Source organism: Kitasatospora sp. NPDC001119 (assembly GCF_053598475.1).
In genome coordinates this window covers 17,922-40,148 of sequence record NZ_JBSFKI010000061.1, presented here as the reverse complement: position 1 = coordinate 40,148, position 22,227 = coordinate 17,922, and the positions used below count along the sequence as shown (strand labels likewise).

Below are 22,227 nucleotides of genomic sequence, written 5' to 3'. Positions count from 1 at the left end.
GGTGATGCCGACGAAGATGAGCATGGCGTCCATTGACACTCCTCCCCCGGTGGCCGCGGAGCCGTCTCCCCCTTCGGCGGCGGCGCGGCCGCGGCCCAGTAGGCGCCGTCCGCCGGGCGGCGCCCGCGCAGGTCCTCGCGCACCTCGCCGGCCAGCCGGCGGGTGTCGCGGCGGTTCATGGTGGCGCCTATGCCGGCGCCGACCAGCAGCGGCGTCACCGCCGGCAGGTGGCGCAGCGAGCTGCGGGTCAGCCAGCGGCGGACCTGCTGGCGCACCTCCGAGCCGATCGCCAGCGCGGCGAAGCCGGCCGGGCGCACCAGCAGGCCCGCGTCGATCCCGCGGCGGTTGGCCCAGGCGCCGAGGTAGGCGCCGGCCCGCTGGGTGGCGGTGCCCCGCGCCGGGGTGCCGTAGACCTCGTGCAGCTCGGCGATCAGCTTGATCTCCACGGCCGCGACCGCGAGCGTCTCGGCCGCGATCTCCAGCGGCATCGCGGGCGGCACCGGCAGCATCGCCGCCGCGCCGACGCCCGCGCCGAGCACGCCGGAGGCCCGGACGGCGCCGGTGACCAGCAGGTCGGCCAGCTGCTCCGGGAAGGCCGCGTCGGGGTGCTGCGCCCGCAGGGTGGCGAGGTCGCGCACCGGGATCCGCGGCGCGGTCCGCACCAGCTGGTCGGTCAGCGCCTTGCCGCCGAACGCGGCGCCCTTGGCCGCTCCCCTGGCCGCCCCCTTGGCGGCGACCCGGCCGCCGTGGCCGAGCAGCCGGGCGGTGTGCAGGACCACGGCCCGGCCGCGGCCGCGCTGCCTCGCCGCGTACGCGGCGACCGGGCCCCGGCCGACGGGCTGCTCGGACTCCTCGACCAGTTCGGCGAGCCGCTCGCCCAGGTCGGGCTCGGCCGGGGCGGGCCCGCTCGGGTCGGGCTCGGCCGGGTCGGATCCGGGACGCGGCCGGAAGCGGTCCGGCCTGCGGAAGACTGCCATGGGCTCCGGTACCCCTTTCGCGAGGACGGCACGGCCCGGGGCCGCCTACTCGGCGACCACCACCCCGCGCCAGAAGGCCACCCGGCCGCGCACGTGCTCGGCCTCGGGCTTCGGGTCGGCGTAGTACCAGACGGCGTCCGGGTTGGTCCGCCCGTCCACCTCCAGGCTGTAGTAGCCGGCGGTGCCCTTCCAACCGCACACCGTGGTGGTCTCCGAGGGGCGCAGGTACTCGGTGCGCACCGCCTCGGCCGGGAAGTAGTGGTTGCCCTCGACGACGACGGTGTCGTCGCTCTCGGCGATGACGACGCCCTGCCAACTCGCTGTGGTCATACCGCGATTGTGCCCGACGGACGGAATCCGCGCCGGGGTTCCGAGTGCCCGCCCAGGGTTCCGGGCGGTCAGGGCAGCGGGTGGGCGTGCACCGGCAGGTGCGGGCTCTGGTGGCCGCCACTGGCGAGGATCCGGACCTCGCCGGCGTCGCTGATCTCCGCCCGGACGATGCCGCTCTCGTCCTCGTACACCGGGTGGCCGCCCGGACCGGTCGCGTCGGTGCGGGTGACCACCACGACGTCCTGCGGGGCCTGGGTGCCCGGGGTGCCGGGGAAGGTGAGGGCGTAACGCTCGGCGTGGCTCATCACAGCTGCTCCTGCCTACCCGGCGACCTCGGCCGGCACGGCGGCCCGGGCGTGCGGGCCGCGGACCTCCAGTTCGGCGAGCAGCCGGGCGGTGGCCTCCGCGACGGCGTCCACCGCCCGGTCGAAGGCCTCCCGGTTGTGCGCCGCGGGGGCGCGGAACCCGGACACCTTGCGGACGTACTGGAGGGCTGCGGCGTGGAAGTCCTCCTCGTCGGCGTCGGGCGTGACGGGAGGTCGCAGCGTCTTGATGTTGCGGCACATGCTCCCAGTCTCGCGCGCGGGAGCCGCGTCGGCGACCCCCTTTCGTCAGCCGGCGACGCCCTTTCGTCATACGCACCTCACGGCGCCGTCATCCGGCCGGATTAGGATTCCGGACGAACGAATTCATCCCGCCGTCATTCCCGCCTTCATCCCGCCGCGCGCTTCCCCGGTCCGTCGGCATCACTCCGGAGTCACCCCCTTGCCTCTCGCGCTGCTCGCGCTGGCCGTCACCGCGTTCGCCATCGGAACCACCGAATTCGCCGCCATGGGGCTGCTCCCCCAGGTCGCCGACAGTCTCCACGTCTCCATCCCGCAGGCGGGCTGGCTGATCTCCGCGTACGCGCTGGGGGTGGTGGTCGGCGCGCCGCTGCTGACCGCGCTGGCCGCCGGACGGCCGCGCAAGGCGGTGCTGGTGGCGCTGGCCGCGCTGTTCGCGACCGGCAACCTGCTGTGCGCGGTGGCCCCGGACTTCTGGACGCTGGCCGCCGCCCGGCTGATCACCGGGCTGCCGCACGGCGCCTTCTTCGGGGCGGGCGCGGTGGCGGCGGCCGAGCTGGTCGCGCCGGACCGGCGGGCCCGGGCGGTGGCCGTGATGTTCTCCGGACTGACCGTCGCCAACATCGTCGGCGTCCCGGCCGCGACCCTGCTCGGCCAGCACCTGGGCTGGCGGGCGACCATGCTGGTGGTCGTGCTGATCGCGGCCGCCGGAACGGTCGCCATCGCCCGGCTGGTGCCCGCGCTCCCCTCCTCCGGCCAGTCCGGACTCCGGCACGAGCTGCGGGCCTTCCGCAGCGGCCAGCTCTGGCTGGCGCTGGCCACCGTGGTGTTCGGCTGCGGCGGCTTCTTCGCCTGCTACAGCTACATCGCGCCGCTGCTCACCGAGGTCTCCGGGTACGCGACCGGCTCGGTGACCCTGGTGCTGGCGCTGTTCGGGGTCGGCATGACGATCGGCAACGTGCTGGGCGGGTTCGCCGCCGACCGGGCGCTGCGCCCCACCGTCTGCGCGGCCTTCGTGCTGCTCTCCGCCACCCTGGCGCTGTTCGCGCTGACCGCGCACGCCCGCTGGTCGGCGGCCGTCACGGTGGTGCTGATCGGGCTGTTCGGCTTCGCGATCGTGCCGGCCGTGCAGACCCTGGTGCTCCAGAAGGCGCGCAGCGCGCCGACCCTCGCCTCGGCGACCGTCCAGGGCGCCTTCAACCTGGCCAACGCCCAGGGCGCGTACTTCGGCGGGCTGGCGCTGGACGCCGGGCTCGGCTGGACCGCGCCGACGCTGGTCGGCGCGGTCCTGGCGGCCGCGGGCGCGGTGGTCGCGGTGCTCGCCTGGGCGGCCGACCGCCGCCGGCCCGCCCCGGTGGCGACGGAACCGGCGGCCGCGGCAGCGATGACCACGGCCTAGCCGGGAAGCCGCTAGATCTCGCGGTGGGCGTCGGCGAGCAGCTGGTAGCCGGCGCCGTTGGCCTTGATGCCGGTCTTCTCGTCCTCGGTCAGCTCGCGGCGGACCTTGGCCGGGACGCCGGCGACCAGCGAGCCGGGCGGGACGACCATGCCCTGCGGCACCACCGCGCCGGCCGCGACCAGCGAGCCGGTGCCGATCCGGGCGCCGTTGAGCACGGTGGCGTTCATGCCCACCAGGACGTCGTCCTCGACCGTGCAGCCGTGCAGCACGGCGTTGTGGCCGACCGAGATCCGCTCGCCGACCACCAGCGGGAAGCCGGGGTCTGCGTGCAGGGTGCAGTTGTCCTGGATGTTGCTGCCCGCGCCGACGCTGATCGACTCGGCGTCGCCGCGCAGCACCGCGCCGTACCAGACGCTCGCGCCGGCGGCGACGGTCACGTCCCCGACCACGACGGCGTTCGGCGCCACGAAGGCGCCCGGGTCGACGGCGGGCACCCGGCCCCCGACTGCGGCGATCAGCGGCTCTGCCATGGGTCGTCCTCCTGTGACGGTCGGCGGTTCTGTCGCCGGTCAGCGTAGGGGGTCGGTCACGGTGCCATGCGGGCGAGGTCGGGTGCCGCGGCCGCCGCCTGGGCCCCGCACAGGGCGGTCGTGGTCACCTTGCGCCAGGCGGTGTTGGCGGCGTCCGGGTCCGGGGCGTCGTAGAAGGTGGTGTCGGCGGCGAACGAGCGGCTGCCGTCCGGGGCGGCGAGCATCATCGTGCTGTAGCCGGGGATGCCGCCGGCGTGGCCCCAGAACGGGCCGCAGGGGGTGTCCAGGCGCTGGAGGCCGAGGCCGTACGTCCGGCCCTCGCCGTGGTCGGTGGTCCGCTTCATCGCGGCGAGTTCGGCCGGGCGCAGCAGGCGGCCGCCGAGCAGGGCGTCGAGGAAGGCGGTCAGGTCGGTGGTGGTGGAGATGCCGCCGCCGGCCGAGCCGGCCATGGACGGGTTGAGCACGGTGACGTCGGCCGGACCGGTGTCCGTCCTGACGTAGCCGTGGGCGTGCGGGCCGGGGATGAACGGGAGGTCGCCGGGCATCCAGGTGCCGGTGAGCCGCAGCGGGCGGATGATCCGGCGGGTGACCTCGTCGTTCCAGCTGTGGCCGGTGAGCTTCTCGATGATCATCCCGACCAGGATGTAGTTGGTGTTGGAGTACTGCCATCCCTCGCCGGGGGCGAAGTCCGGCGGGTAGGTGTTCGCGAGGTCCACCAGGTCCCGCAGCCGGTAGGACTTGTAGCGGCGGTCGGCCAGCCAGTCCCGGTCGACCTCGAAGGCCCGGTCCCGGGTGTAGTCGGCGACGCCGCTGGTGTGGTCGAGAAGTTGCCGGACGGTGATCGCGGTGCTGTTCGGGACGATGCCCGGCAGCAGGCACTCCAGGCGGTCGTCGAGGTCCAGCCGGTGCTCGCCGACGAGTTGGAGCAGGGTGGTGGCGACGAAGGTCTTGGTGGCGCTGCCGATCCGGAACGCGCCCTCCGGGTCGGCGGGTTCGCCGGTGCCGAGTTCGGCGACGCCGGTGGCGTTGCGCCAGACCAGCCGGCCGTTCTCGCGGACGGCGGCGAGGGCGGAGGTCGAGTAGCCGGGGTCGGTCATCCCGGCGAGGGCGGCGTCGGCGGCCGTCCAGTCGCCGCGCCGTTCGGCGGCGCCGTCGGTGCCCGTGCCATCGCCGGGCGTGCCGCCGGTGACCGAGAGGTGCACGGCGCCGTGGCAGCCGGGGGCCGGCGGCCGGCCGGCGGGCCCGGCGACGGCGGTCGGGGCGAGGGTGGTGAGCAGTCCCGCGCCCACGGCGGCGGCGACGGCGACGCGCGGGGCGGTCCGGCGGCGGGCGGGGGCGGTCGGGTCGGCGGTCATGCCGTCCTCCCTGGTCCGGGGTCGGCGGAGTGGGCAACTCCGGTTGGCTGGTGCTCACGTGACACCTTGCCGGATCGGCCGGGCCGGATCGTCCGCCTGGGGAGGGGGTCCCGCCCCCGAGGGATCCCGGAGCCGGACCCCGAGACGCCTCGGGGTCCGGCTCCGGGGTCAGCGCTAGGCGAGCGGCGCCTTGGTGCGCAGGACCTCGATGAAGGCCCGCAGCCAGGCCGGGTGGTCGGGCCAGGCGCGGGCCGAGACGACGACGCCGTCCACCACCGCCTCGCCGTCCACGAACTCGGCGCCCGCCGCCTTGATGTCCGGGGCCAGCGCCGGGTAGGCGGAGCTGCGGCGGCCGTCCAGCAGGCCGGCGGCGGCGGTGATCAGCGGGCCGTGGCAGATCTGGGCGACGGGCTTGTCCTCGGCGAAGAAGTGCCGGGCGATCCGCTGCACGTCCGGGTCGTTGCGCAGGTACTCGGGGGCGCGGCCGCCGGGGATGACCAGGGCCGCGTAGTCGGCCGGGTCGACGTCGGCGAGGGCCACGTCGGCGGGCCAGGTGTAGCCGGGCTTCTCGGTGTAGGTGTCGAAGCCCTCGACGAAGTCGTGCACCACGAACTGGAGGCGTTTCTTCGTCGGGGCCGCGATGTCGACCTGGTAACCCTCCTCGCGCAGCCGCTGGTAGGGGTAGAACACCTCCAGTGACTCGGCGGCGTCCCCGGTGACGAGCAGGATCTTCGATGTCATCGCCGACATCCCTCCACGTGGTCGAGCCTCGGATCGGGTACGGGCGCCGGGCGGTGGCGGCCGACCCGGGCCCGGTCCAACCTCCCGTACCGGCGACACCGTTGGCAACGGGGCGCACCGGGCGTACGACGGCGCATACGGAGCTACGCGCGCCGGTTGCGGGGAGTGCGCGCCTGGTCGGGCGCCCGGCTGCGGGGGTCGGCGGCCCGCGTCCTAGACTCCTGCTGCCCACGACCGTCCCGCTCCCGGAGGAGCCCATGCCCGACCGCACCACCTACCTCGTCCTCCCCGGCTACCAGAACTCCGGCCCCGAGCACTGGCAGACCCGTTGGGAGGCGGCCGGGCCGGAGTCCTTCCGCCGGGTCGAGCAGGCGGACTGGGACCACCCGGAGCGGACGGACTGGGTGGCCCGGGTGGACGCCGCGGTGGCCGCGGCCGCCGCCGAAGGCCCGGTGGTGCTGGTCGCCCACAGCCTGGGCTGCGTCACCGCGGCCCACTGGGTCGCCACCGCCTCCGCCGAGCGGACCGCCGCCGTCCGGGGCGCGCTGCTGGTCGCCCCGGCGGACGTCGACACCGCCGAGGTCCCGGAGCTGGTGGACTTCCGCCCGGTGGCGCTGGAGCGGTTCCCGTTCCCGGCCGTCGTGGTCTCCTCGACCGACGACCCGTGGGTCTCGGCCGAGCGGGCCCGCGCGTTCGCCGCCGCCTGGGGCGCCCGGTACGTCGAGCCGGGCGCGTACGGGCACCTCAACTCCGACTCCGGACTGGGCGACTGGCCGGAGGGCCGCGAACTGCTCGCCGGGCTGTGACCGCGGCGACGGGGGGAACGGGGGCGCGGGGACGATGAACCGGGGGACGATGAACCGACGGACGTCCCGGACCAGGCGCGTCCTGGTCCGGCTGCTGGCGGGCAGCGGGCTGGCCGCCGTCCTGCTCTACACCGAGGGGCAGTGGGAGAGCCGCTCGGGCGGGCTGATGCTGGTCGCCGACCTGCTCAACCAGCCGGAACTGCTGATCGGCGGGGCGCTGGCGGCGCTGATCGCGGCCGCCTGGCTGAGCGACCCGCGCGCCGCCGTGCGGACGGCCACCCGGGCGGTCACGGTGACCGCCGGCGTGGTGTTCCTGCTCGGCGTGCTGGCCGCGCACAAGGTGTCGGCGGCCGAGACCCGCAGCCGGGAGGACGCCCCGGCCGGGGCCGAGCGGGCCCTGGTGGTGGTGCACCGCTCGTACGCCACCGGGCCGGGCCCGGACGAGCGCTGGCAGGTGCTGCTGGAGAGCGGCGAGGGCTGGTCGGCCCGGCGCTGGTCGCTGGCGGACATCGGCCGGCGCCCGGGCGACGCCCGGCTGGTGGAGGCGAGCTGGACCGGGCGCTCGCAGATCACCGTGGTGACCGACTCCTACCGGCGGGTGTTCAACCTCGACCAGGACAGCGGCGAACCGGTCGAGGCACGGTAGCCGGCCCCGCCTGGGTACGGGTACTCAGGCGGGGCCGGGCAGTTCACCGGTCGTCGGGGTCACCGCTGCCCGGGGTCACCGCTGCCCGGGGTCACCGCTGCTCGGAGTCGCTGCTCCTCGGGGTCACTGGTCGGACGGGTCACTGGTCCGACGGGTCGGTGGTGCCGGGCGGGGCGGACGGCGCGGTGCGGCCGGTCGTCGGGCCGGTGTTGCCCGGGCCCCCGGTGGCGGGCGCGCCGCTGCAGGTGACCGAGCCCGGCGAGCCGCTGGCGGTGGTGCAGTTGGCGTCCCGCCGGGGCGGGTCCGGGATGCGGACGGTGGCGAACGGCTTCTCCGGCATGCTCCGGACGGCGTCGCTCATCGCCTGCTGCCAGATCGGCCCGGGGCCGGTGGCGCCGAAGACCTCGGCCTGGTACTTGCCGCCGATCCGGATGTTGCGCATCGGCACCTTGGTGCCCGGGCTGCCCAGCCAGACCGAGCCCGCCAGGTTGCCCGTGTAGCCGGTGAACCAGGCCGACTTCTTCTCGTCCGTCGTCCCGGTCTTGCCGGCGATCTGGCGGCCGTCGTCCAGGCCGAGGTCGCGCGCCGTGCCGCCCTTCTCGGTCACCCCGAGCAGCACGCTGTTGATCACGTCGGCGGTGTCCTCGGACATCGCCGGGGAGCAGTGGACCGGGGGCACCGGGACGTCGGTGCCGTCCACGGTGGTGATCCTGTTGATCGCCAGCGGCGCGCAGTAGGTGCCCCGGGCGGCGAAGGTCGCGTACACGTTGGCCATGGTCAGCGGGCTGACCTCCTGGGTGCCGAGGCCGAGCGCGGGCAGTTCCTGGAGCGGCTCGCCGTTCGCCTTGCCCTCCATGCCCAGCTTGTTGGCCATCTGCTTGACCGCGCAGAGGCCGATCTCCTGCTCCATCTGCACGAAGTAGGTGTTCACGGAGAGCGCCATGGCCTGCTTGAGCTCGTACGGGCCGACCTCACCGGCGCTCTCGTTGGGGATGGTCCCCTCCTTCTTGCCCTTGCTGAGGTTCTTCCAGGTGCCGTCGCAGGTCTTCATCGTCGGCCAGTCCATCCGGTTCGGCGAGTCGTACCGCTGGGTGGGCGACAGGCCGGCCTCCAGGGCCGCGGCGGCCACGATCGGCTTGAAGTTGGAGCCGGGCTGGAAGCCGATGCCGCCGCCCATCGCCGCGTCCACGTTGTAGTTGACGACGGTCTCGTTCTTCTCCTTGGCCAGGCCGTACGGGCGGGTCTGCGCCATCGACAGGATCTTGCCGCTGCCGGGCTCGACCATCGTCACCGCGGCCGAGACCGGGTCGGTGACGTACACCTTGGTGGAGACGGCGTTCTGGGCGGCGGCCTGCTTGTCCGGGTCCATCGTGGTGTAGATGTTCAGGCCGCCGGTGTCCCACAGCTTCTTGCGTTCGGCCGAGCTCTTGCCGAACACCGGGTCCTGCTTGACCACGTGCCGCACGTAGTCGCAGAAGAAGCCCATGCCGGCCTTGGCGGTGATGCAACCGTTCTGCGGGTCCCGGTAGTTGAGGCCGAGCGGGGCGGCCTTCGCCTCCCTGGCCTGCTCCGCGGTGATGTGCTTGTTCTCCACCATCTTGTCGATGACGGTGTCGCGGCGCTTCTGCGCGGCCACCGGGTGCAGCTTCGGGTCGTACTGGGACGGGTTCTGCACCAGCCCGGCGAGCATCGCCGCCTCGGGCAGGCTGAGGTCCTTGGCGTCCTTGCTGAAGTAGCGCTGGGAGGCGGCCTGGATGCCGTACGCCTGGTGGCCGTAGAAGGTGATGTTGAGGTAGTTGGTGAGGATCTGCTCCTTGCTCAGGTCCTCCTCCAGCTTGATGGCGTATCGGAGTTCCTGGATCTTGCGGCCGAGGGTCTTGCGCTGCGCCTCGCGCACCGCGTCCGCGTCGTCCCCGGCCTTCTCCACGTTGACGTTCTTCACGTACTGCTGGGTCAGGGTGGAGGCGCCCTGGACGGCGGCACCGCTCTCCGCGTTCTTGGTGATCGCGCGCAGGATGCCCTTGAGGTCGACGGCGCCGTGCTCGTAGAACCGGGCGTCCTCGATGTCCACCTGCGCCGTGCGGATCAGCGGGGACATCTGGTCGGCGGGTATGACGGTGCGGTCGCGCTCGTAGACCTTGGCGATCAGGCCGCCGTTGGCGTCGAAGATCTGCGTCGCCTGGCTCAGCGGCGGGGTCCTGAAGTCGTCGGGGATGCTCTCGAAGCCCTCGGCGCCGTTCTTCGCGCCGAGCCCGACCGCCCCGGCCGCCGGGAGGATCAGGCCCGCCAGCAGCACCCCGCCCAGCACGCTGGAGCCGAGGAAGGTGGCCGCGTGGCCCAGGAAGCCGATCGGGGTCTCGCGGCGCCTCGGTCGCGGCACCCAGGTGTCGCCCGGGTCCGAAGCGGCGGGTATGCGGCTCTTCGGTGACATAGATCGAACATTACGGCCGTGAACAGGCCGTGGGGAGCGGGTGTTGGCGAAGGATTGTCACAAAATCGCGACGGATTCGACTCATTCCCGAGGGTCGAACGGGCGTGCACGACGGGGCAAGGACCGTTCGTCCACGGCCCGTTGCCCCCGCGCGCCGCCCGGCCGACCTCGCTCGGCCGGTTCCGCTCAGCCGAACCCGCTCAGCCGGCCGGGCAGAAGACGTCCCGGGCCGGGCGGTGGCCGGTGACCAGGTAGTCCGTCACCACCTCGTCGCCGCAGGCGTTCCCGTTGGCCCGGTACACGTCGTGGCCGCCCGAGTCCACCGTCACCATCCGCGCCCGCTCGCCGAACGCCGCACGCAGCTTGAGCGCGCCGGTGTACGGCGTCGCGGGGTCGCGCAGGTTCTGCGTGAGCAGCACGTTGGACGGGCCCCGGTCGGTGACCCGCACCGGCGGCTCGGCGGGCGCGAACGGCCAGAAGGCGCAGGGCATCACGTTCACCGGCAGGCCGGCGGTGAGCGGGCGGGCGGCACGGTCGGCGGTGACGGCCTTGGCGTAGCCGGCCGGGTCGGCGGGCCACCGGACGTCGTTGCAGAGGGTCCCGACCGAGACGGCGATGGTGTTCTGCACCGCCGCCTCCGGCGGCACCACCGGGGCGGGCAGCGGACGGCGGCCGAGACCGGCCAGCATCAGCGCCGCGACGTCCGGGAAGCGGGCGTCCGCGTTCATGCCGTCCAGCAGGGTCTGGCGCAGCACGTTGCCGTTCAGCTCCGCCGGGTTGGCGCCCGGCCAGGGCAGCGGGGCCCGGTCGAGGCGGGCGGCGAGGTCGAGGAAGAGCGGGCGGACCTCCTCGGGGGTGTCCGCGACCCGGTCCGGGTTGTCCGGCGCGGACGCCCACCTCGCGAAGTCCGGGAAGCGGTCCTCGACGCCCCGGCCGTAGGCGTCCAGCCAGCCGCGCCCGACCCGCGACGGGTCCGGGTCGTCGTTGCTGTCCAGTACGACCCGGTCGGTCCGCTCCGGGAACATGGTGGTGTAGACGGCGCCCGCGTAGGTGCCGTACGAGACGCCCCAGAGCGAGAGGCGGCGCTCGCCGAGGGCGCGGCGGATGCCGTCGAGGTCGCGGGCCTCGTTGGCGGTGGAGATGCTGCGCAGCACCGGGCCGCCGTTGCGGGCGCAGGCGTCGGCGACGCGGCGGGCGGTGGCCAGGTTCCCGTCGATCGAGCCGTCGGCGGCGGGCCAGGGACGCAGTTTGACCATCGACAGGTCGGCGGGGTCGAGGCCGCAGCTGACCGGGGTGGAGCGGCCGACGCCGCGCGGGTCGAAGCCGACCACGTCGTAGCGGTCCCGGACGGACTGGGGCAGGCGCCCGGCCATGCCGTGGACGAGGTCGAGGCTGGAACCTCCCGGTCCGCCGGGGACGGCCAGCAGGACGCCTCGGCGCCGGCCGGGGTCGGCGGCGCTGATCCGGGAGACGGCGAGGGTGACGCGGGCGCCGTCCGGATCGGCGTAGTCCAGCGGGACGGTGACCTCGGCGCACCGTTGGGGGCTGCCGGCCGGGGCGCCCGGACACGCGGCCCAGGCGAGGCCGTCCCGCCCGGGCTTCGCGCTCTCGGCCGCACCGGCGGGCAGGGCGCTCAGCGCGGTCACGGCCAGGGCGGCGGCCGCGGTGAACACGGCGGTGACGGTGCGGGCGGGTGTGGTGCGGGCGGGTGTGGTGCGGGTGGGCTTCGTCATGCCCAAGAGTCTGCTGGGGCACGGGACTTGGGACCATGCGGGCAGCGGGCCGGTCGGGGGTGGGGAAATCCCCCGGGCACCGGGGAAGGGGCGGAGACCGCTTCCGGCCGCGGTCTCCGGCCGCGCGGGGTGGGGGTGGTGGGAGCGGTACGGCGGGGTCCGGTCCGGCTCAGAGGCCGAGCAGGCCCGGTTCGGCGGCCAGGGCGCGCAGCGGCTCGCGCGGGTCGGCGACCAGCCTGCGCTCCGCCAGGTCGAGGATGCCGCCGACACCGGTGATCTCGGCCGCCAGCACGCCGTCCTCGCGGACCAGCCGCTGCACCACCTGGAAGGTCTTGCCGTCCCGCCAGGTGAACGAGCAGCTGACCGCCACCGAGTCGCCAGCGCGCAGCTCCCGCAGGTACTTGACCGTGGTCTCCAGGACCACCGGGCCGACCCCCTCGGCGACCAGGTCCGCCTGGCGGATCCCGGCCGCCCGGAGGTACTCCCAGCGGGCGTGCTCGGCGTACTGGAGGTAGACCGCCTGGTTCAGGTGCCCCTGGGAGTCCGTCTCGTACCCGCGGACGGTGATGTGCGTGGTGAAGTCCTGATCACTCATGCCCCGCACGGTACTCCGAGCCCCCGGGACACCACCTCGTGTCCTCCGTCACCCGCCCGACCCGGATCACCCGGACAGGACGGCCAGCAGCGGCGTGAGGGCGTCCGGCCGCCGGTCGACCGGCAGGTGCTCGACCGGGTGGAAGCCGCAGCCGAGCACGGTCGCGCCGCCGTCGCAGGTCCGGTCGTCGCCGACCATCAGGACGTCCGCCGGGACGAGGCCGAGCCGCTCGCAGGCGGTCTCGAAGATCACCGGGTCGGGCTTCTGGGCGCCGACCTCGTAGGACAGCACGTAGACGTCGACCAGCTCCTCCAGGCCGTACGCGCGGAAGACCGGCCGCAGGTCCCAGGCGATGTTGCTCACCACGGCGACCGGCACGCCCCGGCGGCGCAGCTCGCGCAGCACGGGGGCGGTGTCCGGGTACGGGCGCCAACTCGCGGGCGCCAGGTGGGACTCGTAGAGGGCGTCCACGTCGATGGCCGCGGGCGGCTCGGCGGCGCGGGTCAGCGCGGTGTACGCGGCACGGTGCAGCTCCGGGGTCAAGTCGCGGGTGTCCCAGGCCTGCTGGACCTCCGACGGGATGCGGCGCGGCGGCACACCGCCGGGCAGGGCGCCGAACTCCTCCAGCCGGGCTATCAGTTCGGCCTCCTCCCCGGCGGGCAGGGCGAGGCCGGTGGCGGCGAGGTGGGCCGCCAGCCACTCGGCGGTGGAGACGACCCTGAAGAGGGTGCCGGAGAAGTCGAACATCACAGCTTTGGTCATGGCCCCGAGCCTAGGGCGTGTCCGGTCCCTTCCGGATCAGGGCAGGGTGAGGATCCGCGGGCCGTCCTCGGTGATGGCGACGGTGTGCTCGATGTGGGCGGCCCGGGCGCCGTCGACGGTGCGCAGGGTCCAGCCGTCCGGGTCGGTGCGGTGGTCGTCGCGGCCGCCGGCCAGCAGCATCGGCTCGATCGCCAGCACCAGGCCGGGGCGCAGCGGGTAACCCCGGCCCGGGCGGCCCTCGTTGGGCACGTGCGGGTCCTCGTGCATCCGGCGGCCGATGCCGTGGCCGCCGTAGCCGTCCAGCAGGCCGTACCGGCCGGCGCGGGCGACGGCGCCGATGGCGTGGGCGATGTCGCCGGTGCGGTTGCCGACCACCGCGGCGGCGATGCCGGCCTCCAGGGCGCGCCGGGTGGTCTCGATCAGGGCGGTGTCCTCGGGCCGGGCGGTGCCGACGGTGAAGCTGACCGCCGCGTCCCCGGCCCAGCCGTCCAGGAGGGCGCCGCAGTCGATGCTCACCAGGTCGCCGTCGCGCAGCCGGTAGCCGTCCGGGATGCCGTGCACCACGGCGTCGTTCACCGAGGCGCAGATGACGGCCGGGAACGGGACGGGCGCGAAGGCCGGACGGTAGCCGAGGAACGGCGAGGTGGCCCCGGCCGCCTTGAGCACGCCCCGCGCCACCTCGTCCAGCTCCAGCAGGCTCACCCCGACCGCCGCCTGCTCCCGGACGGCCGCCAGCGCGTCCGCCACCACCCGCCCGGCCTCGCGCATCGCGGCCAGCCCGGCGTCCGACTTGAGTTCGACCATGGTGCTTCTCTCCCCTGGATCCAATTCTTATACCGGTATTTGTATCACGGTCGCGAGAGTGGGGACGTCGCCGGACGGGAGGCCCTAGACTCGTCGGCATGGTGAGGACTCCGCTGACCCCGTGGGAGCGCGAGCGCGGCGAGCACTTCGGGGCGCTGCTGCGCGAGGCGCGCGGCGCGCGCAGCATGGTCGAGGTGGCGGCGGTGGCCGGCGTCTCGGCGGAGACGCTGCGGAAGATCGAGACCGGCCGCGCGCCGACGCCGTCCTTCTTCACCATCGCGGCGCTGGCCTTCGCGCTCGACCTGTCCCTGGACGAACTGGCGGCCGCGTGCGCCCCCTCGGAGGACGGCGAGGCGCTCTCCGCCTAGCCCGCGCATGCCCGCCCGCGGCGGACCGACGAACGGCGGCGGCCCGCCCCGCGCGTGGTGCGCGGGGCGGGCCGTCGTCATGGGCGCGGTGGTCAGCCGACCGAGCTGTTGTAGCTCTCGATCGCCGGCTGGAGCTCCTTGGCCGCGTCGGCCAGGGCCTGCTGGGCGGGCTTGGTGCCGGCGATGGTCTGCTCGATCGCGGTCTCCACGCCCTTGCGTGCCTGCGGCATCACGCCGAGCAGGCAGCCGGCCGTGGCCGGGGTCGGCTTGGTGGCCTTCAGCTGGTCGATCGCGGTCTGGAACTGCGGGTACTTGGCCACCCACTCCTTGTCCTTGGGGTCGTCCAGGGCCTTGGTGTTGACCGGGAAGTAGCCGGTGCCGGTGTGCCAGACGGCCTGCTGCTCGGGGGCGGAGACGAACTTCTCGAACTCCCAGGCCGCGCGCTTCTCGGCGTCGGAGTGGCCGGGGCCGCTGATCCACAGCGAGGCGCCGCCGATCACCGGGCCGCCCTGGTCGGCGGCGGTGACCTTCGGGAAGGCCGCGGTGCCGACGCCGAACTTCGCGGCCTCGGTGTAGCCGCGCAGCACGCCGGTGGACTCCAGGTGCATCGCGACCGTACCGGCCTTGAACGCGGCCTGGGCGTCGTCGGTGGTGCGGCCGGTGTTGGCCGCGTAGCCGCCCTTGACCAGGTCGGCCCACCACTGGACGATCTGGGCGCCCTGGGCGGAGTCGAAGACGACCTTGCCCGCCTTGTTGCCGCGGCCGTTGTCGTTGTCGCAGTACATGGTGCCGGACTCGGCGAGCAGCTGCTCGACGAACCAGCCGTAGATGGCGGCGCCGAAGCCGTACCGGACGGTCTTGCCGTCGCCGTCCTTCTTGGTCAGCTTCTTGGCCAGCTCGCCCAGCTCGGCCAGGTCCTTGGGGGCCTGGGCCGGGTCGAGGCCGGCCTCCTTGAAGGCGTCGGTGTTCAGGTAGAGCAGCGGCATCGAGGAGTTGAACGGCATCGCCTGGAGCTTGCCGCCGACCGAGTAGTAGTTGCGGATGTTGGCGTCCAGGTCGTCCAGCGAGTAGCCGTCCTTGTCGGCGAAGGCCTGGGCCGGGACGGTCTGCTTGGAGTCGATCATGAACCGGGTGCCGATGTCGTAGACCTGCGCCAGGGCGGGGGTGCCCTTCTGCTGCACCGCGGCCTTGTACTTGGTGACCAGCTCGTCGTACTTGCCCTGGAACTCCGCCTTGACCTCGATCTTGCCCTGGTGGGTGGCGTTGAACTGGCCGACCAGCCCGTTCAGCACCTCGGCGTTCTTGCCGGTCATCGAGTGCCAGAACTCGACGCTGGTGACACCGGAGGCCTGGTCGAGCGCCTGGGCGCCGGGCGCGCCGGCGTCGGCGGAGCCGCCGGAGCCGGAACCGGAGCCGCTGGAGCTGCAGGCGGTCAGGGACAGGCCGGCCACCAGCAGGGCAGCGAGCGCGCGCGCACTCTTCTTCACGAGGGTTCTCTCTTTCGAGCGTTCGAGGAGGGGGGACACAGGAGGAGCGGGAGGGGCACGGTCAGCGGACCGCGCCCGCGGTGAGGCCGCGGACGATGAAGCGCTGGCCGAAGACCACCAGGGCGAGGGTGGGCAGCAGGGAGAGCACGACGCCGGCCAGGATCAGCCCGGGGTCGGCCATCTCGGCGTCGCGCAGCGAGGTGAGGCCGATCTGGAGGGTCTGCATGTTCGCCGTGCGGGTGATGATCAGCGGCCAGAAGTACTGGTTCCACGCCGACAGGAAGACGTAGATCGACAGCGCCGCGAGGGCCGGCTTGTTGAGCGGGACGACGATCCGCCACAGGAAGCGCCAGTGGCCGGCCCCGTCGATCCGGGCGGCGTCGCGCAGTTCGCCGGGCAGCTGGCGGAAGGCCTGGCGCAGCATGAAGGTGCCGAAGCCGGAGGCCAGGAAGGGCAGCACCAGGCCGAAGTAGGTGTTGCCGAGCCCCCAGCCGGACAGCGTCAGGTAGTTGGGGATGATGATGGCCTCCCACGGGACCATCAGGGTGGCCAGGAACACCCCGAACACCACGGCGCGGGCCTTCATCGGCAGGAAGACGAAGGCGTACGCGGCGAGGACCGAGGTGAACAGCTGGGCGAGGGTGATGACGGTCGCCACGATCGCCGAGTTGGCGTACTGGCGGGCCAGCGGGATGGCGTCCACGGCGCCGGAGAAGTTCCGTCCGGTGACCGAGTGCGGCACCAGGGCCGGCGGGTAGGAGGAGAGCTCGGAGGGGCCCATGAAGGCGCCGGCGACGGCGTAGTAGACCGGGAAGGCCACCGTGACGACGGCGACGGCGAGCAGCAGGTAGACGGCGGCGCGGCCGAGCAGGTCGCGCGCGGAGCGCCCGGCGAGGGCGCGGGCGCGGGCGGGCGGCCGGGGCGCCCCGGCCTTCGGCTCGGCCTCGGTGGTGAGGGTGGTCATGCGTAGTGCACCTTCCGCTCCAGGACGCCGAACTGGACGGCCGTGCAGGCGAGGACGACCACGAGCAGCACCACGGCCTGGGCGCTCGCGGTGCCGAAGTCGCTGGAGCCGTAGGCGAAGGCCTTCTCGTAGACGGAGTAGACGAGGGTCCGGGTGGAGCCGTCCGGCCCGCCCTTGGTGAGGATGTGGATCTGGCCGAAGCTCTGGAGCGCGTGGACGGTGGAGACCACGGTCAGGAAGAACAGGTTCGGACCGAGCATCGGGACGGTGATCGAACGGGCCAGCCGCAGGCCGGAGGCGCCGTCGATGCGGGCCGCCTCCAGGATCTCCCCCGGGATCGAGCCGATGCCCGCGGAGAGCACCAGCACGTTGTAGCCGAGGTTCATCCAGACCGTGGTGACGGCCACCGAGAGCAGGGCGTACCGGGAGTCGGTCAGCCAGCCGATCGGGCCGAGGCCCACGTGCGAGAGCAGGCCGTTGAGCACCCCGCTGGCGGGGTTGAAGAACACCGCGAACACCACCGAGGCGCTGGCCACCGAGAACGCGAAGGGCAGCGCGAAGGCCGAGCGCAGCAGTCGCACGCCCCGGATCCGGTTCTCCAGGAGCAGCACCAGCACCAGCGCGCCGAGCACCCCGGGCACCACGGTGAGCAGGGTGAACAGCGCCGTGGTCGTGAGGGTGCGGACGAAGTCGGCCGAGGCGAAGAGGTCGGTGTAGTGCTTGAACCCGACGTAGCGGGAGGGCGCGCCGAAGAGGTCGTTGGCGTGCCCGCTGAGGTAGAGGGTCCGTCCCAGCGGGTAGCCGATGAAGAGGACGAAGACCACCAGGGAGGGCAGCAGGAAGGCCCAGGCCAGCCCGTGTTCTCCCCAGCGGCTTCGACGGGCCGGGAGGGGCCCGGTGTGCGGTGCGGTCGGCATGTGTCGCGCGTCCGCCTTTCGTGATGTCGGTTCCGGCCGAAACCGTGTCTTGCCCGAACGACGGCGCGGAAACCCCGCGGTGATCAACGGGTGTCGCGGGGATTACGCGTTCGCGTCAGATCCGGCCGGTCGTGCCCGGACGGGCGGCGAACCGGCGGCAGACGGGCAGTTGGGCGGTCCACCGCGCTGTCGGAGGGGTGGCGTACGGTGCGCGGGTGGACGAAACGGAATTCGACATCCCGGCCGCAATGGCCGAAAGTGTGCGCTCCCGCGCGGGCGCCTGGGCACTCGTCAGGGGCTTCGCCGCGTACTGGGGCGAGCCGCTGGGGCCCGGCGACGGCTTCACGGACGCGGAGCTGGACGCCGCCGAGCGGCGGCTGGGCCTGCGGCTGCCGGTGGCGCTGCGCGAGGCGTACCGGCTGTTCGGCCGCCGGGCGGACCTGACCAGCAACCAGGACGTGCTGCTGACACCGGACGAGCTGCACGTGCTGGACGGCGCCCTGGTGTTCCGGGCCGAGAACCAGGGCTGCGCGCACTGGGGCGTGCCGTTGGACGGCCTCGACCGGGAGGACCCGCCGACGGTGTTCCGGCCCGACCTGGCGGACAAGGCGCAGGAGCGGTGGGAGCCCTGGGACGAGCGCTTCTCGGCGACGGCCGCGGCGATGGCGCTGATGGAGAAGCTGCTGGAGGACCACGAGCTGACCGACTTCCTCGACTGGGACGAGGAACTGCCGGACGGTCTGGGCGAGTTGCCGGCGCTCGGCCGCCACTTCCGCTGGTACCAGGGCCCGGAGGTGCTGGTCGGGGTGGCCGAGGAGGCCTGGGTGGTGGTCCGGGCACGCACCCCGCAGGCGCTGGACGCGTTCTACGGGGTGGTGCCCGGGGAGTCGCCGGACGAGTAGCCCGGCGGGGATGACGCGATCGAACGGTCAGGCGGCCGGGCGGTCACGCGATCGGGCGGTCAGGCCGAGGAGCCGCCGTCCAGGACGAGGTCGCTGCCGACGGTGTAGCCCGCCTCGTCCGAGGCCAGGTACAGCACCGCGGCGGCCACCTCCTCCGTCGCCCCGGCCCGGCCGACCGGGACCTCGGCCTTCATCCGCCCGGCCTTGGTCGCGGCGTCCTCGCCCGGCCGGGAGGACATCGGGGTGTCCACCGGGCCGGGGCTGACGGTGTTGATCCGCACGCCCTCGGCGATGTGGTCGAGGGCGGCGGCCCTGGTCAGCACGGTGACCGCGGCCTTGCTGGCGGCGTAGGCCCCGACGCCCGCGAGCCGCTTGTGGGCGCCCAGGTTGGACGAGACGTTGACGATCGCGCCGCCGCCGTGGGCCCGCATGTGGGCGATCTGCGGCTGCATGGCGAGCAGGGTGCCGGTGACGTTGATGCCGAACACCCGCTGCCACTCGGCCTCGTCGATGTCGGCGACCGGGCCGGCGGCGCCGAACACCCCGGCGTTGTTGACGGCGACGTCCAGGCCGCCGAACAGCTCGACGGTCTCACCGACCAGCCGGGCGGCGTCCCGGGCGTTCGTCACGTCGCCGGTGAGCGCCGCCGCCTTGCCGCCGGCCCGCTCGATCAGCTCGACGGTCTCGGCGAGCGGTCCGGCGGTGCGGCCGGCGACCGCGACCCGGGCGCCCTCGCGGGCGAAGGCGAGCGCGATGGCCCGGCCGATGCCGCTGCCCGCGCCGGTGACCAGGACGGACTTGTCGGCGAAACGCGTGCTCATGAGGTGAACTCCTTGATCCGGGTGGTGTGTTCGGGTGCAGTGGTGCTGGTGGTAGGGGTGGCGCGGGACAGGACGGCGACCGCGACGGCGGTGATCGCCAGCCCCGCCGCGGCCGCCGCGAAGGCCGCGGCGTAGCCGCCGACGACGCTCGGGCGGGTGGCGGCGAGCGCCATCAGGGCGGCCAGTCCGGCCGTGGGGCCGAGTTCCATCGCCGTGTTGAACACTCCGGCGGCCAGCCCGGTGCGCTCGGGCGGCACCCCGCCGGTGGCGAGCACGGCCGCCCCGGCGAAGGCCGCGGCGGCGCCGGCGGGCAGCAGGAGCAGTCCGGGCAGCAGGCCGGAGGCGTAGCCGCTGCCGGGGGCGAGCCCGGCCAGCAGGCCGAGTCCGGCGGCCGCCACGGCGAGGCCGCCGGCGGTGACCGCCACCGGTCCGTACCGGACGGTCAGCGGGCCGGCCAGTCGGCCGGAGAGCAGCAGGACCACCGCGTACGGCACGAAGGCGGCGGAGGTGGCCGCGGCGCTCCAGCCGCGCAGCTGCTGGAGGTAGAGCGAGAGCAGGACGAAGGTGAGCGCGGTGCCGGCGGCGGTGGCCATGACGGCGGCGAGCGCGGTGGCGCGGCGCCGGTCGGCGAGGAAGCCGGGTGGCAGCAGCGGGTCGGCGGTGCGGCGCTCGACGGCGGCGAACGCGAGCAGCAGGGCGAGTCCGGCGGCCAGCGGACCGTACGTCCCGGGGCTGCGCCAGCCCTGCTCGGTGGAGGCCACCAGGGCGTAACTCGCCGCGCAGACACCGGCGGTGGCGAGGGCGGCGCCGGGCAGGTCGAGGGCCGGTCGGCGGACGGCGGGGGCATGACCAGGGGCTGCGGGCAGGGCGGCGGGCAGGGATCCGGATCGGGCGAGCCCGGCCAGGGCGACCACGACGGGCACCGCGAACAGCCAGCGCCAGGAGACCGCGGCGGCGACCGCGCCCGAGACCACGCTGCCGACGGTGGCGCCGAGCACCGACAGGCCGCCCCAGGTGGCCATCGCCCGCCGGTAGGCGGCCGGTTCGGGGTGCAGCACCCGGACCACGGCGACCGCCGCCGGGGCGGTGAGGGCCGCGCCCGCACCCTGTACGAAGCGGCTCGCCAGCAGGACGGGGTAGCCGGGCGCGAGAGCGCAGGCGATCGAGGCGGCGGCGAGCAGCACCAGGCCGGCGCGGAGCACCGGGCGCCCGCCATGACGGTCCGTCAGCCGTCCGCCGAGCAGCAGCAGGGAGCTGAAGGAGAGGCCGTAGGCGGCGCTGAGCAGCAGCACCCCGGACGGGCCGAGCCCCAACTCCCGTGCCACCAGCGGCAGCGGCACGGTCAGGATCATGATCGTGAAGATCAGCACCGCCTGGACGACGCCGAGCAGCGCGAAGCCGTACCGGCCGGTAGCGATGACAGGCATGTAAAATCCTCCCTCCTATGTAGACCGTTCGGTCCAGTATGAGCCCAGCAGAAGACCCGGCCCGAGCCGGCCGGGTGTCAGTCCAGCAGTGCCAGCGCCTGTTCGGCGGCGTCCCGCGCCAGGGGCGCGCCGTCGGCGGTCTTGCCCACCACCCGGATGCCCTGGAGCAGCACCACCAGCATCCTGGCGAGCGCCCGCGGGTCCCGCCCGGCGGGCAGTTCGCCCTGCGCGGCGGCCCGCGCCAGGGCGGCGGCGAGCAGCGTCTCCAGGCGGTCGAAGCTCGCCTCCACCCGGCGGGACGCGGCCGGGTCGTGCGGGGCCAGCTCCACCGCCGTGTTGGTGACGAAGCAGCCGAGCCGCCGCTCCCCCTCCTCCGCCGTCGCGTACTGGCGGACCAGCGCGCGGACCGCCGGCAGCGCCGGACCCGGCTGGGACAGGTCGTCCAGCCGTGCCGAGTCGCTCTGCTCGCAGTAGCGCTCCAGCGCCCGCAGGTACAGCTCGCGCTTGCTGCCGAAGGTCGCGTAGAGACTGGCCCGGGCGATGCCGAGCCGCTCGACCAGGTCGGCCATCGAGGTGGCCTCGTAGCCGCGCTGCCAGAACAGCTCCAGGGCCGCCTGCAGCGCCGCGTCCGGGTCGAATTCCTTCGTTCGCGCCACGCCGGGAACAGTAGCCCTTTCTGGATCGGTCGGTCAAGAAAGAGCGATCAGTGGTCCAGACCTGATCTCTGACGGAGCATTGCCAAGTGGACTAGACCATGGCTACCCTTACCGCTCCCACATCCACCTCCTTCCCCCACAGGAGGCGCTTCGCATGTCCACACCCCGTCCCGCCCACTCCCGGCAGACCGCCGACGCCGTCAGACCCGTCGTGCTGACGGCGTTCCGGATCGTCGTCGGCCTGCTCTTCGCCTGCCACGGCGCCGCCTCGCTGTTCGGCGTGCTCGGCGGCGCCAAGGGCGGCGGCACCGTCCCGCTCGGCCAGTGGCCCGGCTGGTGGGCCGCGCTGATCCAGCTGGTCGGCGGCGTCCTGGTGCTGCTCGGCGCCGGCACCAGGGTGGCCGCCCTGCTCTGCTCCGGCTCGATGGCCTACGCCTACTTCACCGTCCACCAGGAGCACGCGCTGCTGCCGCTGCAGAACGGGGGCGAGCCCTCGGTGCTGTTCTGCTGGGCCTTCCTGGCCATCGCGGCGCTCGGCTCCGGCCCGTACGCCGTGGACCGCCTGCTCACCCGCCGGCCCCTGGCGGCGTCGGCCGAACCGGCGGTCCGGCCGACGTCGGCGGTCTGACGCACCGCCCGGGGCCGGTCAACGGTCCGACGGACCGCCCGCCGCCAGGTGTCGCTCGACCGAGGCGACCTTGGCGGTGAGGCCGTCGGTGACCCCGGCCCGGTCGTCGATCTTGATGACCGTGCTCACCCGGTTGCCGTACGCCTTCACCGCCTCGATCGCCGCCCTGATCGCCGGCATCACCTCGTCCCACTCCCCCTCGATGCTGGTGAACATCGCGTCCGTGCGGTTCGGGAGACCGCTCTCCCGGACCACCCGGACGGCGGCGGCCACCGCCTCCCCCACGTCCTCGCCGATCCCCAGCGGGGTCACCGAAAAGGCTGCGATCACGGCTCTGCGCTCCTTGTGGTCGACGGCACCGGTCGCGGCCCGGGCCTGCACCCGG

Annotated in this window: 25 protein-coding genes; 6 read left to right on the top strand and 19 right to left on the bottom strand. The window is 74.0% G+C overall.

Annotated features, from left to right (window positions below; genetic code table 11):
* From ACWDD9_RS40985 to ACWDD9_RS40970, 4 genes are all read right to left on the bottom strand, one after another.
* On the bottom strand, positions 1-977 hold a 977-nt coding region (locus ACWDD9_RS40985; protein ID WP_449814423.1), incomplete at its 3' end, for a hypothetical protein.
* Between the two features lie 45 nt (positions 978-1,022).
* Complete coding sequence (locus tag ACWDD9_RS40980; protein ID WP_449814422.1) at positions 1,023-1,307, bottom strand: DUF427 domain-containing protein; 285 nt, start codon at positions 1,305-1,307, stop codon at positions 1,023-1,025.
* A gap of 68 nt (positions 1,308-1,375) precedes the next feature.
* Positions 1,376-1,612 (bottom strand): DUF6296 family protein, encoded by a 237-nt coding sequence (locus tag ACWDD9_RS40975; protein WP_049659098.1) that lies wholly within the window; start codon positions 1,610-1,612, stop codon positions 1,376-1,378.
* Positions 1,613-1,627: 15 nt separating this feature from the next.
* Positions 1,628-1,873 carry a DUF2277 domain-containing protein gene (locus tag ACWDD9_RS40970; protein ID WP_387971070.1) on the bottom strand — a complete coding sequence of 82 codons (246 nt, stop codon included), beginning with the start codon at positions 1,871-1,873 and terminating at the stop codon, positions 1,628-1,630.
* Positions 1,874-2,072: 199 nt separating this feature from the next.
* Between ACWDD9_RS40970 and ACWDD9_RS40965 the strand changes: the two genes are divergently transcribed.
* Positions 2,073-3,269, top strand: coding sequence for an MFS transporter (locus ACWDD9_RS40965; protein WP_049659100.1), 1,197 nt, complete (start codon positions 2,073-2,075; stop codon positions 3,267-3,269).
* An 11-nt stretch (positions 3,270-3,280) separates the two neighbouring features.
* Here ACWDD9_RS40965 and ACWDD9_RS40960 read toward each other — a convergent pair whose 3' ends face one another.
* The 3 genes from ACWDD9_RS40960 to ACWDD9_RS40950 form a co-directional block, all read right to left on the bottom strand.
* Positions 3,281-3,799 carry a gamma carbonic anhydrase family protein gene (locus ACWDD9_RS40960; protein ID WP_049659101.1) on the bottom strand — a complete coding sequence of 173 codons (519 nt, stop codon included), beginning with the start codon at positions 3,797-3,799 and terminating at the stop codon, positions 3,281-3,283.
* Positions 3,800-3,855: 56 nt separating this feature from the next.
* Complete coding sequence (locus ACWDD9_RS40955) at positions 3,856-5,154, bottom strand: serine hydrolase domain-containing protein (RefSeq protein WP_449814421.1); 1,299 nt, start codon at positions 5,152-5,154, stop codon at positions 3,856-3,858.
* A 174-nt stretch (positions 5,155-5,328) separates the two neighbouring features.
* Positions 5,329-5,895 carry a DJ-1/PfpI family protein gene (locus ACWDD9_RS40950; RefSeq protein WP_049660089.1) on the bottom strand — a complete coding sequence of 189 codons (567 nt, stop codon included), beginning with the start codon at positions 5,893-5,895 and terminating at the stop codon, positions 5,329-5,331.
* A gap of 257 nt (positions 5,896-6,152) precedes the next feature.
* Here ACWDD9_RS40950 and ACWDD9_RS40945 point away from each other — a divergent pair, with 257 nt between their 5' ends.
* Together ACWDD9_RS40945 and ACWDD9_RS40940 are read left to right on the top strand one after the other, a co-directional pair.
* Positions 6,153-6,701, top strand: coding sequence for an RBBP9/YdeN family alpha/beta hydrolase (locus ACWDD9_RS40945; protein WP_449814420.1), 549 nt, complete (start codon positions 6,153-6,155; stop codon positions 6,699-6,701).
* Positions 6,702-6,750: 49 nt separating this feature from the next.
* Positions 6,751-7,347 (top strand): hypothetical protein, encoded by a 597-nt coding sequence (locus ACWDD9_RS40940; RefSeq protein WP_049660092.1) that lies wholly within the window; start codon positions 6,751-6,753, stop codon positions 7,345-7,347.
* 139 nt (positions 7,348-7,486) lie between these two features.
* On the opposite strand, the gene ACWDD9_RS40935 is transcribed toward ACWDD9_RS40940, so the two are convergent.
* The 5 genes from ACWDD9_RS40935 to map all read right to left on the bottom strand — a co-directional run bounded on the left by ACWDD9_RS40935 (position 7,487) and on the right by map (position 13,672).
* The gene (locus ACWDD9_RS40935) at positions 7,487-9,778 is read right to left on the bottom strand and encodes a transglycosylase domain-containing protein (RefSeq protein WP_449814419.1); all 2,292 of its coding nucleotides are present in this window, start codon (positions 9,776-9,778) and stop codon (positions 7,487-7,489) included.
* A gap of 200 nt (positions 9,779-9,978) precedes the next feature.
* Positions 9,979-11,511: an alpha/beta hydrolase gene (locus ACWDD9_RS40930; RefSeq protein WP_449814418.1), complete on the bottom strand. Its 1,533-nt coding sequence runs from the start codon at positions 11,509-11,511 to the stop codon at positions 9,979-9,981.
* 169 nt (positions 11,512-11,680) lie between these two features.
* Positions 11,681-12,106, bottom strand: coding sequence for an acyl-CoA thioesterase (locus ACWDD9_RS40925; protein ID WP_416875091.1), 426 nt, complete (start codon positions 12,104-12,106; stop codon positions 11,681-11,683).
* Between the two features lie 66 nt (positions 12,107-12,172).
* On the bottom strand, positions 12,173-12,868 hold the full coding sequence (locus ACWDD9_RS40920) for an HAD-IA family hydrolase (RefSeq protein ID WP_449814417.1): 696 nt from the start codon (positions 12,866-12,868) through the stop codon (positions 12,173-12,175).
* Between the two features lie 36 nt (positions 12,869-12,904).
* A complete protein-coding gene (gene map, locus ACWDD9_RS40915; RefSeq protein WP_449814416.1) occupies positions 12,905-13,672 on the bottom strand; it encodes a type I methionyl aminopeptidase in 768 nt (255 codons plus the stop codon).
* A gap of 98 nt (positions 13,673-13,770) precedes the next feature.
* On the opposite strand from map, the gene ACWDD9_RS40910 reads away from it, so the two are divergent.
* The gene (locus ACWDD9_RS40910) at positions 13,771-14,040 is read left to right on the top strand and encodes a helix-turn-helix domain-containing protein (protein WP_449814415.1); all 270 of its coding nucleotides are present in this window, start codon (positions 13,771-13,773) and stop codon (positions 14,038-14,040) included.
* A 92-nt stretch (positions 14,041-14,132) separates the two neighbouring features.
* Here the strand turns inward: ACWDD9_RS40910 and ACWDD9_RS40905 are convergent, their stop codons facing one another.
* From ACWDD9_RS40905 to ACWDD9_RS40895, 3 genes are all read right to left on the bottom strand, one after another.
* The gene (locus tag ACWDD9_RS40905) at positions 14,133-15,527 is read right to left on the bottom strand and encodes an ABC transporter substrate-binding protein (protein WP_449814414.1); all 1,395 of its coding nucleotides are present in this window, start codon (positions 15,525-15,527) and stop codon (positions 14,133-14,135) included.
* A gap of 61 nt (positions 15,528-15,588) precedes the next feature.
* Positions 15,589-16,491, bottom strand: a complete 903-nt coding sequence (locus ACWDD9_RS40900) for a carbohydrate ABC transporter permease (protein ID WP_079272327.1) — start codon at positions 16,489-16,491, stop codon at positions 15,589-15,591.
* Positions 16,488-17,408, bottom strand: a complete 921-nt coding sequence (locus ACWDD9_RS40895) for a carbohydrate ABC transporter permease (RefSeq protein ID WP_049655615.1) — start codon at positions 17,406-17,408, stop codon at positions 16,488-16,490. The genes ACWDD9_RS40900 and ACWDD9_RS40895 overlap by 4 nt, the downstream gene beginning before the upstream one ends.
* A gap of 215 nt (positions 17,409-17,623) precedes the next feature.
* On the opposite strand from ACWDD9_RS40895, the gene ACWDD9_RS40890 reads away from it, so the two are divergent.
* Positions 17,624-18,310 (top strand): SMI1/KNR4 family protein, encoded by a 687-nt coding sequence (locus tag ACWDD9_RS40890; protein WP_449814413.1) that lies wholly within the window; start codon positions 17,624-17,626, stop codon positions 18,308-18,310.
* A 59-nt stretch (positions 18,311-18,369) separates the two neighbouring features.
* Here ACWDD9_RS40890 and ACWDD9_RS40885 read toward each other — a convergent pair whose 3' ends face one another.
* From ACWDD9_RS40885 to ACWDD9_RS40875, 3 genes are all read right to left on the bottom strand, one after another.
* Positions 18,370-19,131, bottom strand: coding sequence for an SDR family NAD(P)-dependent oxidoreductase (locus ACWDD9_RS40885; RefSeq protein WP_449814412.1), 762 nt, complete (start codon positions 19,129-19,131; stop codon positions 18,370-18,372).
* The gene (locus ACWDD9_RS40880) at positions 19,128-20,558 is read right to left on the bottom strand and encodes an MFS transporter (protein ID WP_449814411.1); all 1,431 of its coding nucleotides are present in this window, start codon (positions 20,556-20,558) and stop codon (positions 19,128-19,130) included. Before ACWDD9_RS40880 ends, ACWDD9_RS40885 begins: the two co-directional genes overlap by 4 nt.
* A 77-nt stretch (positions 20,559-20,635) precedes the next feature.
* A complete protein-coding gene (locus ACWDD9_RS40875) occupies positions 20,636-21,214 on the bottom strand; it encodes a TetR/AcrR family transcriptional regulator (protein ID WP_074003635.1) in 579 nt (192 codons plus the stop codon).
* A gap of 154 nt (positions 21,215-21,368) precedes the next feature.
* Here ACWDD9_RS40875 and ACWDD9_RS40870 point away from each other — a divergent pair, with 154 nt between their 5' ends.
* Positions 21,369-21,842, top strand: coding sequence for a DoxX family protein (locus ACWDD9_RS40870; protein ID WP_049652696.1), 474 nt, complete (start codon positions 21,369-21,371; stop codon positions 21,840-21,842).
* 18 nt (positions 21,843-21,860) lie between these two features.
* On the opposite strand, the gene ACWDD9_RS40865 is transcribed toward ACWDD9_RS40870, so the two are convergent.
* The gene (locus ACWDD9_RS40865) at positions 21,861-22,172 is read right to left on the bottom strand and encodes an MTH1187 family thiamine-binding protein (RefSeq protein WP_449814410.1); all 312 of its coding nucleotides are present in this window, start codon (positions 22,170-22,172) and stop codon (positions 21,861-21,863) included.
* Positions 22,173-22,227: the final 55 nt, after the last annotated feature.